The organism is Exiguobacterium sp. s56 (assembly GCF_018618255.1).
Taxonomy (GTDB): Bacteria; Bacillota; Bacilli; order Exiguobacteriales; family Exiguobacteriaceae; genus Exiguobacterium; species Exiguobacterium chiriqhucha.
The window spans coordinates 88,743-100,734 of the sequence record NZ_JACSLR010000009.1 but is presented as its reverse complement, the minus strand read 5'-3'; the positions used below and the strand labels follow the sequence as shown (position 1 = coordinate 100,734).

Below are 11,992 nucleotides of genomic sequence, written 5' to 3'. Positions count from 1 at the left end.
CAGACGAAACAAGAAAGGATGAATTAATCATGAAGACGATTGCAGGAGGATTATTATTTTTCGGCTTGTTCAGTCTGACGCTGTCGTTCACGATGATTGGAGATACCGCCATCGTCGGCGCGTTAGTGAGCGGTGTCGCCGTCTTGTGTGGGGTCGGGCTCTGGTTCGGCGCGACGGAACTGACACGCATCCGTGCCTCATTCCTCGACAACAAAAAAACGTCTTTCCCTGAATGAGGGAAAGACGTTTTTGGATTCATTGATTGTCTTCGTCTTCGTAATCATCATCCACGTATTCTTCGAAATCATACTCTTCGAAGTCCGCTTCGTCGATGAAGATGTCGCGGTCATTGACGACGTGAATCGGACCGTTGGCCACATCGATTCGAATCGTCCATGCCCATGGAATGCGCAATCGGCTATAAACGCCTGTCCAGAATTCCATCGATTCTTGCTCGTATCGCTCGAACTCTGCCAGCAACTCTTTAAAAGTGATTCCTGACAACTGGAAGTTTGAGTCTTGGATTCGCTCAAGCGCATTATGCGTCGCCTCGAGCTCCGCCGCACGTACCATTTCTTCGGCCGTAGCCATCTCAAGAATGGTTCCATCCGGTGGCAGAATGTCGTATACGTTAAACAATTCGCCTTCTTCTACTTCTTCATCAAACTCATAGTCGTCGTGCCGCATGCTTCATTCCTCCTCACTCTAGTTGAATCTCTTTCATTGTACCATTCCACTCCCTGTTAGAACGAAACATTCGTGTATATATTTTGGCAGGTGGGGAATGATAACAAAAGAATAGAATACGTATCAGCGAAAGGGGCCAATTGACCATGAACGAATCATTTCAAGCACTCGTCCTCGACAAAAAAGACGACCGTCTCCATTCCACGGTGACCGACGTCAAATTCGACGCCCTTCCGAGAGAAGAAGACGGCAACGTCCTCGTCGAAGTCCATTATTCAGCGCTCAACTACAAAGACGCTCTCGGGCTGACCGGATCCGGCAAAATCGTCAGTCATTATCCGTTCATCCCCGGGTGCGAGTTCGTCGGGAAAGTCGTTGAATCCGACCATCTCGATTTCAAAGCCGGCGACGATATCATTGCGACCGGTTTCGGCATCGGCGAACGACATTTCGGTGGCTTCAGCCGTTACGCTCAAGTCCCTGGGAACTGGCTCATCAAACTACCGAAAGGCATGGCGCTGCGAGATGCAATGACAATCGGAACGCCAGGACTTACCGCCATGTTCGCTGTTGAGGCGCTCGAACACGAGGGTGTACATCCTGGTCAAGAAGTACTTGTGACCGGTGCTTCCGGGGGAGTCGGCAGTTTTGCCATCGCCTTGCTCCACAAGCTCGGCTATCACGTGATTGCCTCGACCGGCAAACAAGACCCGGCGTATTTGCGCGACCTCGGTGTCGAGAACGTGATGGCCCGAAGCGAGCTCGAAGGACCGGCCCGACCGCTGGATGAACAGCGGTTCGATGCTGCCATCGACTCGGTCGGAGGCGAGACGCTCGGTAATATCCTCAGCCGAACGCGCTATGAAGGGACGGTCGTTGCGTGTGGGCTTGCCGGTGGCCATGAGCTCCACACGACCGTCTATCCGTTCATCTTACGAGGCGTACGGCTCATCGGCATTGATTCGGTCATGCAACCGATCGCCCGTCGCGTGAAAGCGTGGGAACGGCTCCATGAACTTATCGACACACGCGTGCTGAACCATATGGTCCATGAGATTCCGTTGCATGATGTTCCGCGTCACGCCGAGGCGATGATGCGCAGTGAACTGAGCGGCCGGACCGTCGTCCGCATCCACGACTAATACAAACAGGGCTGAATCCTTCGATTCAGCCCTGTCTCTGTATTCTCCATGGTGGTGGAATTATAATGTGAATCCGGCTGGTGCGTCTTTGACGACGACAATCACCTTGCCTTGATCTAATTTCTTCTCAAGTTGATCGGCTTCGGTCGATGAGAAACCGAGCTGTTCGAACTGGGCTCGGAGCTCGTCCCCTTTTTTACGGAACAAGTTTTTCGCGGCCGTCCCCAGGCCGACGTCCGATGCCGTCACCGTATTCGCGTCGGCGTTATCGGCCACACGGTCGGTCCGGTCATCGTCGTGGGTGATGACATAAATGTGCTTGTCCTCAATCCCTTTCGCTTTCATCGATTGAATGGCGGTCACGACTTCTTCATCATTTGTAAACTCTTTGTACAAAACTGACATGTCTGTTCTCCTCCTTCGATAGCGTTACATGAATAGTTATTACCTTTTTCTGCAAAAATCACACATTAAAAAACGATGACAGCTGTCATCGTTTCGTTAAACGGCCGGTTCTTGGCCCTTCAATTTTTTTAATTCATCGAGCAGGATGTCTGATTCGTTGAACGGAATCGACTCTCGGCCGACGCGTTCGACGTGGTCATGCCCTTTTCCGACGACGACGATGCGTTTGCCGTCGAGCGCTTGTTGCGCCGCGTGGCGCAGGGCGTCCCGTCGTTCCTCGAACGTCACATAATGCGTGTTCGCGTCGATTCCGGCGAGCAGTCCATCGATGATGCGCTTCGGTTCTTCCGTGCGCACGTCATGCACCGTCACAATCAAGTCGTTCGAATAGTGACTCGCGATGCGACCCATCTCCGCCCGTTTGGTCGGGTCACGGTCGCCCGCCGCACTCAACACGACAACGAGTTCACGTTCCCCTTGCTGAAGCGTCGACAGACACTTCTCGAGGCCGTCCGGCGTATGGGCATAATCGAGATAAATCTCGGCGTCTTCCGTATCGAGTCGTTCGAGCCGACCTTTCGGAAGCGTGAGTCCCGGCACGTTGGCGATAATCGATCGCAGCATCAGTTCCGATGTGGAGACGAGACCGATGGCCGCGGCCAAGTTAGCGGCATTGAATGCGCCCATGAAGCGGACCGGAGCCTCAATTGTCAGCGCGTTCATTTTAATGACGACCGTCTGGTCATGCCAGATGACTTGAATATCAGCCGGTACGTCCGCATGGGTGCTGTACATGATGCGCCGACGAGTCGGGGCAAACGCGGCCATCGTGTCACTGGCCGAATCTTCAGCGTTTAAAATGATGGCATCCCCGTCCGTCGTCTCGACTTGTTCGAACAATCGGGCTTTGGCTCGGGCGTACTCATCCATCGAGCGATGGTAATCCAAATGGTCATGCGTCAAGTTCGTGAACGCCGCCGCGTGAAACCGGACACCTTCGACACGTCCTTCCATCATTGCATGCGAGGAGACTTCGACGACACAGTCGGTCACGCCGGCATCCGCCATCTCGGCCAAAATACGATGTAAGACGACGGCTTCCGGCGTCGTATTTGGTGTTTTTAATGTTTGATCTCTATAACGTGCTCCAATCGTACTGACAATCCCGACCGGCCGTCCGGACAGACGAAATAAATCATATGTCAATGTCGCGGTCGTCGTTTTGCCATTCGTACCGGTGACACCGTAAATACGCATCCGATGTGAGGGGTGGTCATAAAAGGCACTGGCCACCACGCCGGCTGTCCGCTTCGTGTCCGCGACGACAAGGTTCGGCACCTCAAGATCAAGCGGGTATTCCGAGATGACAGCAACCGCTCCTTTGGAGACGGCATCCTCAGCGAATTCATGTCCGTCCACCGTATAACCGCGGATACAGATAAATAAATTCCCTGGACTGACCTTTCTGGAATCTGTCTCAATTCCGGTCACCCATGGATCGCGTTCGATGTCATCCATCTCATTTTCTAGAATGGCGGATAAACGTTTCGTCCTCATGCTGTGTACTTCCTTTCTCATGGGTGTCGCTAGGTTCGCAAACCTTATCGTCATGGTACTAGATATTAGGCTGTAATGGAGATGACAAATATATTACTTCCCTTTTTACGTGCAATGCAATCGCCCAACCAAAAAATTCCTAGTCCAGGACGGGACTAGGAATGTATTTCGCTGTCGGTGAACCGAAGTCCTTGCTCATGAAGCGCGGTTTCCAAGATTCGCAGCACACTTGGCCCGACCCCATGTAAGGCCGCAATCTCTTGCTTCGTATACGTGGCCAACTGTTCGAGCGTATCGATATAGGCGGCCTTGAGCGCCCGTTCGGCCGGCGCCGAACATTTCGGAAGTGGTGTCATCCAATTCCCTCCTCTCGTCCTGAATCTCGTTCGATCGTCGGGAGACAGGCGAGGACACGTTCCATACAAAATGTCCGACGGGCCTTCTTGCGTATATCCCACGCGACAAGTCGATCGCCTTGTAGCTTCATCAGTTTGACGCGTCGCTTTGAAATGACCCCGTTCCGATCGATATACACCATTTCTACGACTTGTCCGTTCCGCATCCAACGCATGACCTCTTGCCTCATCTGATTTCCCTCCTTTTGTTACCTTTATTATATCGAACATTTGTTCGTAACTCCAGTCTAGAGGTGTGCGTTTGAGCGATTTGCCGTATGCTAGAAGAAATGAATCTTTTGCGAAAGGGGTTTACCCGATATGACCTATTTGCTGTTGGCCGTTTTGGCCATCGTCTTATTCATTTCCATGATTTATGCGGCCAAAGCCTTGCCAAATTTAAGCAATGTTTTATTCAACCGCGGCAGCCTGTTCGGTCAAGACACCGAGACCGTCACGTGTCCGAACTGTAAGAAAACGTTCAAACGGTCCGGCGGGAACACACAGACGTGCCCGCACTGTTATACGTCGTTTTAACTACAAAACAGCCAACATTCCGCTCATCAGCGGAACATTGGCTGTTTTTGAATGTGCTCGAATCGGAAAGTAACCGTTTACGTTCACCTTATAAGTGAAATAAGAAGGTTACGTCATTTGCCCGCAACCCAACCACGAGAGAGTCTCATTCTGAAGGAGTCCACCATGTCATTCATATCCGATCACGATTTATACGCACGCATGTTAAACCGCGACACTTCTGCGCTCGAACTGCTTTACGACCGCTATGATCGCATCTTATATTCACTCGCCCTCCGCTTGACGACGCGAGCCGACTTGGCCGAGGCCGTCCTCTCCGAAGTGTTCACAGAGCTTTGGAAACGTCGTCTGCCGCTCGATTTGACGACCCATCGGCTGAAAACTCATTTGTTCGAACGTGTGGAGACCGCAGCGCTACGTCTAGTCGCCAGCGCTTAAATCCGTCTACCGCACCGCTCGATGCAACACTTCTAGAATCCCATCCGCATACATGCCCTCGGTGACACGACCATGTTCTCGTTTGGCTTCTTCGGTCCCGTTGCCAAGTACATAGCCGTTGCCGACATACCTCAACATCCCTAAATCGTTCCCACTGTCCCCGAACGCATAGGCGTGCTCGGTCTGAAACGTATATCGGTCGCACACGTAGTCGACTGCAGCGACTTTCCCCGCCCCTCGTGGGATGAAATCAATATCGTAGGCGTCTGCCGGATCCCCGGCGAGCGGGTTGCAACGACTAACGTTGACCGCGATTCCGAAGTCACCGGCACTCGAACGAATATGCTCGAGCTCCTGTGCGCTCTCGCCGAAGTAATAATAATTGTGCATCCAGCCGCTTGTGCCAAGATTCGTCTGTGGTTCAATCGTGAGTGTTCGCCCTAGCCTGTCGACGACTTGGGTGACGCGGTCTGAAAAATCATCGGGAAACCGTGACGAATAACCGGGATCAAGCTCCAGTTGTCCGGACGCCGTCACTTGATACAGCTCTGTCCCGAGACTCGCCGCGATTCGATGTGGGAAGTAACGCATCTCGGCCCGCTTCACTTTCTCCATAATCGTCTCGAGCGAACTCCCCGTCACCCACATCGTCGATAAGTGATGTGAATGATGATCGAGAAAATCTTCGAGTTGCCGCAAGTGCTCCAACTGCTTTGCGGAACAAGCATGCGGGAAGTACGTCTCGTCGAAATCAAAACAGATGAGCGTCCGTCCTTCCTTTGTAAATCGTTTCATCGTCATCCTCCTTGTGTCGCCATACCCCCTTCTCGTATAGTAAAAGGAGAAAGGACGTGCAACATGAAAAATCGTTTAAGCCGCTACTACTGTCAGTATAGCGGAATCGTAATCGGGTTCGGGCTCGTCTTCACCTTTTTGTTCGGCATACGGACATATTCATTTTGGCAACAATGGCTCCCGAACGGATTTGCGCTTCTCATCACATTCCTCACAGCAACGCTGTTCAGTTACGTGACCTACCGCCTGCTCAGCGCCTTGAATCTACGCCTGTTCCGCCGTATCGGAGGGATGGCGTCCAGTTGTTCCCGTTAGACGCGGGAAAATCTTGACTGTTCACAAAATAGTCACGTCAAATAGGCATCCATTTCACGGTTTCATCCGTTAGATCAATACAAGGGATTCCCTTATGTGTAAAGGAGCAAGCCATGACTGATATTGAATTGTACGAGCGCGTCAGGCAAAAAGACAAACAAGCGCTCGAGACACTTTATGACCGCTATGAACGAATCCTCTACGCGTTCGTCATGCAGTTGACGAAAGACCGCGACCTCGCCGAAGAAGCGATGCAAGAAGTATTCATCAAGCTATGGCGCGGTGGCGGCGTGTATGATGAGACAAAAGGAAAATTCAAATCGTGGCTGTTCACGATGAGCCGTCACGTCACAATCGACTTGATTCGCAAACGAAAACCTGACCTGCAACTGGATGAGTCCTACGCGGAAGCCATCCCGTCCCCGGCCCCGTCCGTCGAGACCGAGGTCGAATGGCAAGAAGAGCGGACCCAAATCGAGACGGCGATGGCCGAACTGCCGGCCGAGCAACAACAAGTCGTCCGTCTCATGTACTTCCAAGGGCTCAGCCAACAAAAGATTGCCGATACGTGCGGCATCCCGCTCGGTACTGTAAAAGGAAGGATTCGATTAGCGTTGAAACAGTTACGAAGGCATTTATCCCATGATCTGAATGATAAGGAGGTGGAACGATGAACGCTTGTGACCAATTGATCGATTATTTCAACCAGCATTTGACAGAAGACGAACGCATCCGGTTTGAAGCGCATCTCGCGACATGTCAAACATGTCAAGAAGAGCTCGAACAACTCGAGGCCCTCGTCGGCGGCGTCGCGTTCCTCTCTGAACCGGCTGAACCGCCAAGCGGGATGAAGGCACGCATCCTCGACAACGTGTTCGCAGAAGACAAGACGGAGACGGAGTCGAAGCAAGACGAACCGACCCCGATCACACCGTTCACAGCCACGAAGAAGAAACAGAAGACGCCATGGGGGGCGCTCGCTCTCGCGGCCGCACTCATGCTCTCCTTGATCGGGAACGGCTATCTGCTCTTGAACCAAGATGACCCGAGCGGAATCGCCTTGACCGAGACCGTCCCGCTCGAAGGCGAATCGGAAGGCGTGGCTTACCTCGCCGAACAGGACGGCCAGCGCCAGCTCATCGTCCAGACGAACGGACTCGATGCGCTCGAAGCGAACGAAGTGTATCAAGTTTGGTTGTTAAAAGACGGCTCGCCGATTCCGACCGGGGCGTTCGTTACGGACGACAAAGGGAACGGGACCGTCATCTATACGCTCGATTCGACCGAATCAGAGATGGACTGGGATACCGTTGCTGTCACGAAAGAACCCGAACGGGGCAACACGGCACCCGAGGGCGACATCGTGCTCAGTGCCAGCCTATAAGCAAGGACCGAATGACCTGACGCACCGCGCGTACGTGTCATTCGGTTCTTTTTTCGTTATGATGATAGAAAAGGAGTGGTACATATGCGTCAGCCTAAAATTGGTGTCGTCGGTCTCGGCGGCATCGCTCAGAAAGCGTACTTACCGATTTTAACGAACAGCACGTCGTTCGAACTCGTCGGTGCCTATTCCCCGACCGTCGCCAAACGTGAGGCGATCTGTCGGGCCCACCGGATGGAATCATTCACGGGACTGCCCGAGCTCGCGGCAGCCGTCGACGCGGCGTTCGTCCACAGTTCGACCGAGACGCATTTCGACGTCGTCTCTTATCTGCTCGCAAACGGTGTCGATGTGTATGTCGATAAACCACTCGCTGCGACAATCGAACAGGCGGAACGTCTCGTCGAGCTGGCCGAGCAGAAGAACCGGAAGCTCATGGTCGGCTTCAATCGCCGGTTCGCCCCGATGTATCAGCACGTGAAAGCAGCAGCCCCATTCCACACGCTCGACTTCGTCAAGCATCGCGGGGACGGATTGCGCGGCCATGACTATCAGTTCACGTTGCTCGATGACTATTTGCATGTCGTCGACACGCTCCGGTACTTCGCCGGAAGCGAGTTGCGCTTAGTGACGGGCCAAATCGCGACGACCGAGGCGAACGGTCTCCACTTCGCGCGCCATATCTGGCAAGACGAGCACGGACTGCACACGACGTCGATGCACCGTAAAGCCGGGACGAATCATGAAGGACTCAGCGCCATCCGCGACGGACTGCGCGTGACGGTCGATGAGATGGTGACGCTTCAACGGTTCGAGCACGGCGCCCATTCAACGAAGACGTTCGGGTCATGGGACACGCTCCTGACCCAACGAGGCTTCCAAGGGGCAATCGACCACTTTATCTCGGCAGTGACCGAGGATACAGCCATCATGACGGACGGTCGTGAGGCGCTCCTCACACAACAGCTGGTGACGGATTTGTTCGGCTCACACTAAAAGGAGGCGTATCAAATGGATTTCTTTTTCTATATTATGGTCATCGTCGTCGTGTCCATCGCCGCAGATACATTTAATAAGACACGGAAGGCTCGTTTAGAAGAACTTCGACTCAAAATCGAGCAAGAGAAACTCGCGATTCAGCGGCTCGAACTCGAGATGAAGCGCGACGAAGACAAACTCGATCATCACGGATTTTAAAAAGACGATCGGCCCAGAGCGGGTCGGTCGTCTTTGGTTATAAGATATGGCGCTCCTCAGCTTGACGTGTCTCGCGGACACGCTTTTGCCGTCGCTCGGCGAGTGTCGACCACGTGACGGCCGTGACGATACAGGCGGCGCCGATAAAGAAGTTGCGGTCGAGTCGTTCGTCGAGGACGAGCCAGCCGAGGTAACCCCCGACGAGGGGTTGGAAAAAGAAGAATAATGACCCGACGCTCGCATCCATGAGCTCGAGCCCTTTGTTCCAAAAGAAGAACGCCCCGGCTGTCGAGATGATGCCGACATACAATACGCTCATCCACAGCACCATGGTCATATTCGGTAAGCCGGATGCGGCCACTTCCATTCCCATGAGCGGCGTCATCAACACGAAGGCGATACCGATGGCGAACGTCGTGATCGTCAACGACGACATCGTCTCGGATGCGATTTTCACATAGATGGACATGAGCGCCCACGTGATGGCCGCACCGACCAAGACGAGGCTCCCAATGAAATACGTGCCTTCAACGTGCCAACCGACGACGATGATGACTCCGAGCGTCGCCAACAGGAGTGACCCGATTTTGACAGGTGTGAGCCGCTCTTTCAAGATGACTCGGGCGAAAATCACCATGAACGCCGGTGTCGCCGCCGTGACGAGCGATCCCGTATGGGCGTCGGATAGTTTCGTGCCGATGAACTGAAACGAAATCGAGGCGACGTATCCGATGACACCGACGAGTGCAATCCATTTCCAGTCGCGTCGACCGATTCGCTCGCGCCCGAACGCCCACCACATCGCGAACAGGACGACAAACGCGACGGCATAACGCATCCAGATGAGCGTGAACGGTTCGATATAGCCGAGCGCATATTTACTGACGACGTACATCCCGCCCCAAATGCTGGCGGCGAGCGTTAAACTGATAGCACCTAACCATTCTTTGCGCATGACGTCTCTCCTCTCTGATGCCTAAACAATACGACATTGCCCCCTAATATTCCTGTCTCACTAGTTGTCGAGTCGACCGAAATCGCTTACAATGAGCGTAATGATGATAGAAAGGAGGGAGAAAGGTGAACTTTGTCGGACGTACGCATTGGTCAACAGAACATTTGTACATTTTGCGTGCGATTTTTCACGATGTCGCATAATCACAGGACCCGTCTGTCCTTTTTTAGACATTGCTGAAATACGACAAAGCGCCTCTCTCTCTTGCCGAGCGCTTCTTTGCGCTCGGCTTTTTTGATAGGCCTCTACTTTAGGAGGAACCACTCATGTTAATCGAGTTACAACACATCCAAAAACAATTTGGCGGCCATGCCGTCTTGACCGATGCCAATCTTCATGTGAACGCCGGCGAACGAATCGGGCTTGTCGGGCGAAACGGGAGCGGCAAGACGACTCTTCTGCGTCTCATCGTCGGTGCCGATTCGCCAGACGAAGGGACCATTTATCGCAAGCAACGGTTACACATCGGCTATTTGGCCCAAATCCCGGCCCATCCCGGTAAGTCAGGTCGAGACGTGCTCTACACCGCGTTCGCCGAGTTGACGCGACTCGGTGACGAGATGCGACAGCTCGAGGAACAGATGGCCTCAAATGACGACATCGACGCGCTGCTCGAGACGTACGGTGCCTTGCAGACGCGCTATGAGAACGGCGGCGGGTACGTCATCGATTCGAAAGTGAACGCGATGATCGACGGGCTGCGCCTGACCCGCTTCGTGGACCGACCGTTCGATACGCTCAGCGGCGGCGAACGGACCAAAGTCGGCCTCGCCTTGGCATTGCTCCAAGAACCGGAACTGCTCATCCTGGATGAACCGACGAACCACCTCGATTTAGAGGCGATGGCTTGGCTCGAGTCGTTCCTGCGTGACAGTCCGTCCACGTTACTCCTCGTCTCGCACGACCGTGTCTTTCTCGATGCGGTCGCCACGCGCATCGTCGAGTGCGAGGACGGTGAATTGACAAGCTTCGACGGCAATTACAGCGCGTTCGTTGCGCAAAAAGAAAAACGGCTGCTCGATCAGTTCCACGCCTACACGGAGCAACAAAAGAAAATCAAGAAGATGAAAGAGACGATTCGCCAGCTTCGGCAATGGGCGAACGAGGGCAATCCGCCGAACGAGAAATTTTACCGCCGCGCCAAATCGATGGAGAAGGCGCTCGCCCGCATCGAGACAATCAAGCGCCCTCGCCTCGAAGCCGTGCAACCTGACATCCAGTTCACAGCGCACGGACGGACCGGCCGCGATGTGTTCGAGGCGACCGATGTGACCGTGAGTTACGACCGGACCGTCTTCGAGCATGTGTCGTTCTACACCGGTCACGGGGAGCGTGTCGCCATCGTCGGTCCAAACGGGAGCGGTAAATCGACACTGTTGAAAGTGTTGCTCGGCCAACTCGAACCGACCTCGGGTACGATAAGACGAGCGGAACGCGCCCGCATCGGCTACTTGTCCCAACACATCGACTTCGAGGACTCCCACCGGCTCATCGAGGCGTTCCGCGACCGGATTGCCGTCGACGAGGGAAAGGCCCGTCAACTGTTGGCCCAATTCCTCTTCTATGGTGCGAGCGTCTTTAAACCGGTCAAAGATTTGAGCGGCGGTGAGAAGATGCGGCTCATGCTCGCCATTCTCATGCATGAGGATGTGAACGTGCTCGTCTTGGACGAACCGACGAACCACCTCGACATCGAAGCACGCGAAGCGCTTGAAGACGCGCTCGATCGTTTCACTGGAACGCTCGTCGCCGTCTCGCACGACCGCTACTTCTTGAACAAACTGTTCCCCGTCACCTATTGGCTTGACGTTACAGCGACACGTTTCCCGGGAAATGTCACGTATGCGCTCGAAAAACGCCAGTACGAACCGGAAGCAGTCGTGGCGGTACCGAAGAAAACGAAATCAACAGAAGCGCCCGTGACGGCGGTCGAGGCTCGAGACATCTCGGTGGATGAGGCTCGTCTGTCTGCGCTCGAAGAAGCGCATCAGGAACTCCTTCATCAAATGAATGAAACGAACGACCTCACCGAGCTGATGACGTTGCAACACCAGGCCGATGTCCTCCAGTCTGACATCGACACGTTGCTTGACCAACTCCTAGAATCGATGTAATGAAAAACGAC

At 53.8% G+C, this 11,992-nt stretch carries 17 protein-coding genes; 10 read left to right on the top strand and 7 right to left on the bottom strand.

The genetic code is table 11. The features are described 5' to 3' along the window. The first annotated feature begins 29 nt into the window (after positions 1-29). Positions 30-236 (top strand): hypothetical protein, encoded by a 207-nt coding sequence (locus KNP71_RS10070; RefSeq protein ID WP_021065967.1) that lies wholly within the window; start codon positions 30-32, stop codon positions 234-236. Positions 237-255: 19 nt separating this feature from the next. On the opposite strand, the gene KNP71_RS10065 is transcribed toward KNP71_RS10070, so the two are convergent. After that, the gene (locus KNP71_RS10065) at positions 256-687 is read right to left on the bottom strand and encodes a hypothetical protein (protein ID WP_021065966.1); all 432 of its coding nucleotides are present in this window, start codon (positions 685-687) and stop codon (positions 256-258) included. 146 nt (positions 688-833) lie between these two features. Here KNP71_RS10065 and KNP71_RS10060 point away from each other — a divergent pair, with 146 nt between their 5' ends. Then, a complete protein-coding gene (locus tag KNP71_RS10060; protein ID WP_021065965.1) occupies positions 834-1,829 on the top strand; it encodes an MDR family oxidoreductase in 996 nt (331 codons plus the stop codon). A gap of 60 nt (positions 1,830-1,889) precedes the next feature. On the opposite strand, the gene KNP71_RS10055 is transcribed toward KNP71_RS10060, so the two are convergent. The 4 genes from KNP71_RS10055 to KNP71_RS10040 all read right to left on the bottom strand — a co-directional run bounded on the left by KNP71_RS10055 (position 1,890) and on the right by KNP71_RS10040 (position 4,377). After that, complete coding sequence (locus KNP71_RS10055) at positions 1,890-2,234, bottom strand: YflT domain-containing protein (RefSeq protein ID WP_021065964.1); 345 nt, start codon at positions 2,232-2,234, stop codon at positions 1,890-1,892. A gap of 96 nt (positions 2,235-2,330) precedes the next feature. Further along, complete coding sequence (locus KNP71_RS10050) at positions 2,331-3,791, bottom strand: UDP-N-acetylmuramoyl-L-alanyl-D-glutamate--2,6-diaminopimelate ligase (protein WP_214830623.1); 1,461 nt, start codon at positions 3,789-3,791, stop codon at positions 2,331-2,333. Positions 3,792-3,946: 155 nt separating this feature from the next. Then, the gene (locus KNP71_RS10045; protein WP_029594536.1) at positions 3,947-4,147 is read right to left on the bottom strand and encodes a helix-hairpin-helix domain-containing protein; all 201 of its coding nucleotides are present in this window, start codon (positions 4,145-4,147) and stop codon (positions 3,947-3,949) included. After that, positions 4,144-4,377: a hypothetical protein gene (locus KNP71_RS10040; RefSeq protein ID WP_029594535.1), complete on the bottom strand. Its 234-nt coding sequence runs from the start codon at positions 4,375-4,377 to the stop codon at positions 4,144-4,146. Before KNP71_RS10040 ends, KNP71_RS10045 begins: the two co-directional genes overlap by 4 nt. Before the next feature lie 130 nt (positions 4,378-4,507). Between KNP71_RS10040 and KNP71_RS10035 the strand changes: the two genes are divergently transcribed. Beyond that, positions 4,508-4,723 carry a hypothetical protein gene (locus KNP71_RS10035; protein WP_251128688.1) on the top strand — a complete coding sequence of 72 codons (216 nt, stop codon included), beginning with the start codon at positions 4,508-4,510 and terminating at the stop codon, positions 4,721-4,723. A gap of 165 nt (positions 4,724-4,888) precedes the next feature. Next, positions 4,889-5,161, top strand: coding sequence for a sigma factor (locus tag KNP71_RS10030; RefSeq protein ID WP_214827583.1), 273 nt, complete (start codon positions 4,889-4,891; stop codon positions 5,159-5,161). 6 nt (positions 5,162-5,167) lie between these two features. Here the strand turns inward: KNP71_RS10030 and KNP71_RS10025 are convergent, their stop codons facing one another. Then, a complete protein-coding gene (locus KNP71_RS10025; RefSeq protein WP_214827585.1) occupies positions 5,168-5,956 on the bottom strand; it encodes an HAD family hydrolase in 789 nt (262 codons plus the stop codon). A 63-nt stretch (positions 5,957-6,019) separates the two neighbouring features. Between KNP71_RS10025 and KNP71_RS10020 the strand changes: the two genes are divergently transcribed. The 5 genes from KNP71_RS10020 (at position 6,020) to KNP71_RS10000 (ending at position 8,852) form a co-directional block, all read left to right on the top strand. Beyond that, complete coding sequence (locus KNP71_RS10020; protein WP_214830621.1) at positions 6,020-6,271, top strand: hypothetical protein; 252 nt, start codon at positions 6,020-6,022, stop codon at positions 6,269-6,271. Positions 6,272-6,384: 113 nt separating this feature from the next. Continuing rightward, complete coding sequence (locus KNP71_RS10015; protein WP_214803226.1) at positions 6,385-6,945, top strand: RNA polymerase sigma factor; 561 nt, start codon at positions 6,385-6,387, stop codon at positions 6,943-6,945. Further along, entirely contained in the window at positions 6,942-7,655 is a 714-nt protein-coding gene (locus KNP71_RS10010; protein WP_214754394.1) for an anti-sigma factor, read from the top strand. Before KNP71_RS10015 ends, KNP71_RS10010 begins: the two co-directional genes overlap by 4 nt. Positions 7,656-7,739: 84 nt before the next feature. Continuing rightward, positions 7,740-8,651: a Gfo/Idh/MocA family protein gene (locus tag KNP71_RS10005; protein WP_214827594.1), complete on the top strand. Its 912-nt coding sequence runs from the start codon at positions 7,740-7,742 to the stop codon at positions 8,649-8,651. A 15-nt stretch (positions 8,652-8,666) separates the two neighbouring features. Further along, a complete protein-coding gene (locus tag KNP71_RS10000) occupies positions 8,667-8,852 on the top strand; it encodes a hypothetical protein (protein WP_021065953.1) in 186 nt (61 codons plus the stop codon). 37 nt (positions 8,853-8,889) lie between these two features. On the opposite strand, the gene KNP71_RS09995 is transcribed toward KNP71_RS10000, so the two are convergent. Next, positions 8,890-9,807 (bottom strand): DMT family transporter, encoded by a 918-nt coding sequence (locus tag KNP71_RS09995; protein ID WP_214827596.1) that lies wholly within the window; start codon positions 9,805-9,807, stop codon positions 8,890-8,892. Between the two features lie 326 nt (positions 9,808-10,133). Between KNP71_RS09995 and abc-f the strand changes: the two genes are divergently transcribed. Beyond that, a complete protein-coding gene (gene abc-f, locus KNP71_RS09990; protein ID WP_214830620.1) occupies positions 10,134-11,981 on the top strand; it encodes a ribosomal protection-like ABC-F family protein in 1,848 nt (615 codons plus the stop codon). The last annotated feature ends 11 nt before the right edge of the window (positions 11,982-11,992 follow it).

What these genes read in the sequence shown, in the direction of transcription:
- KNP71_RS10020 (WP_214830621.1), top strand. Translation starts at nt 6,020, where the DNA reads ATGAAAAATCGTTTAAGCCGCTACTACTGTCAGTATAGCGGAATCGTA.
- KNP71_RS10050 (WP_214830623.1), bottom strand. Translation starts at nt 3,791, where the DNA reads ATGAGGACGAAACGTTTATCCGCCATTCTAGAAAATGAGATGGATGAC.
- KNP71_RS10005 (WP_214827594.1), top strand. Translation starts at nt 7,740, where the DNA reads ATGCGTCAGCCTAAAATTGGTGTCGTCGGTCTCGGCGGCATCGCTCAG.
- KNP71_RS10015 (WP_214803226.1), top strand. Translation starts at nt 6,385, where the DNA reads ATGACTGATATTGAATTGTACGAGCGCGTCAGGCAAAAAGACAAACAA.
- KNP71_RS10070 (WP_021065967.1), top strand. Translation starts at nt 30, where the DNA reads ATGAAGACGATTGCAGGAGGATTATTATTTTTCGGCTTGTTCAGTCTG.
- KNP71_RS10040 (WP_029594535.1), bottom strand. Translation starts at nt 4,377, where the DNA reads ATGAGGCAAGAGGTCATGCGTTGGATGCGGAACGGACAAGTCGTAGAA.
- abc-f (WP_214830620.1), top strand. Translation starts at nt 10,134, where the DNA reads ATGTTAATCGAGTTACAACACATCCAAAAACAATTTGGCGGCCATGCC.
- KNP71_RS10000 (WP_021065953.1), top strand. Translation starts at nt 8,667, where the DNA reads ATGGATTTCTTTTTCTATATTATGGTCATCGTCGTCGTGTCCATCGCC.
- KNP71_RS10035 (WP_251128688.1), top strand. Translation starts at nt 4,508, where the DNA reads ATGACCTATTTGCTGTTGGCCGTTTTGGCCATCGTCTTATTCATTTCC.
- KNP71_RS10045 (WP_029594536.1), bottom strand. Translation starts at nt 4,147, where the DNA reads ATGACACCACTTCCGAAATGTTCGGCGCCGGCCGAACGGGCGCTCAAG.
- KNP71_RS10060 (WP_021065965.1), top strand. Translation starts at nt 834, where the DNA reads ATGAACGAATCATTTCAAGCACTCGTCCTCGACAAAAAAGACGACCGT.
- KNP71_RS10055 (WP_021065964.1), bottom strand. Translation starts at nt 2,234, where the DNA reads ATGTCAGTTTTGTACAAAGAGTTTACAAATGATGAAGAAGTCGTGACC.
- KNP71_RS10025 (WP_214827585.1), bottom strand. Translation starts at nt 5,956, where the DNA reads ATGAAACGATTTACAAAGGAAGGACGGACGCTCATCTGTTTTGATTTC.
- KNP71_RS10065 (WP_021065966.1), bottom strand. Translation starts at nt 687, where the DNA reads ATGCGGCACGACGACTATGAGTTTGATGAAGAAGTAGAAGAAGGCGAA.
- KNP71_RS09995 (WP_214827596.1), bottom strand. Translation starts at nt 9,807, where the DNA reads ATGCGCAAAGAATGGTTAGGTGCTATCAGTTTAACGCTCGCCGCCAGC.
- KNP71_RS10030 (WP_214827583.1), top strand. Translation starts at nt 4,889, where the DNA reads ATGTCATTCATATCCGATCACGATTTATACGCACGCATGTTAAACCGC.
- KNP71_RS10010 (WP_214754394.1), top strand. Translation starts at nt 6,942, where the DNA reads ATGAACGCTTGTGACCAATTGATCGATTATTTCAACCAGCATTTGACA.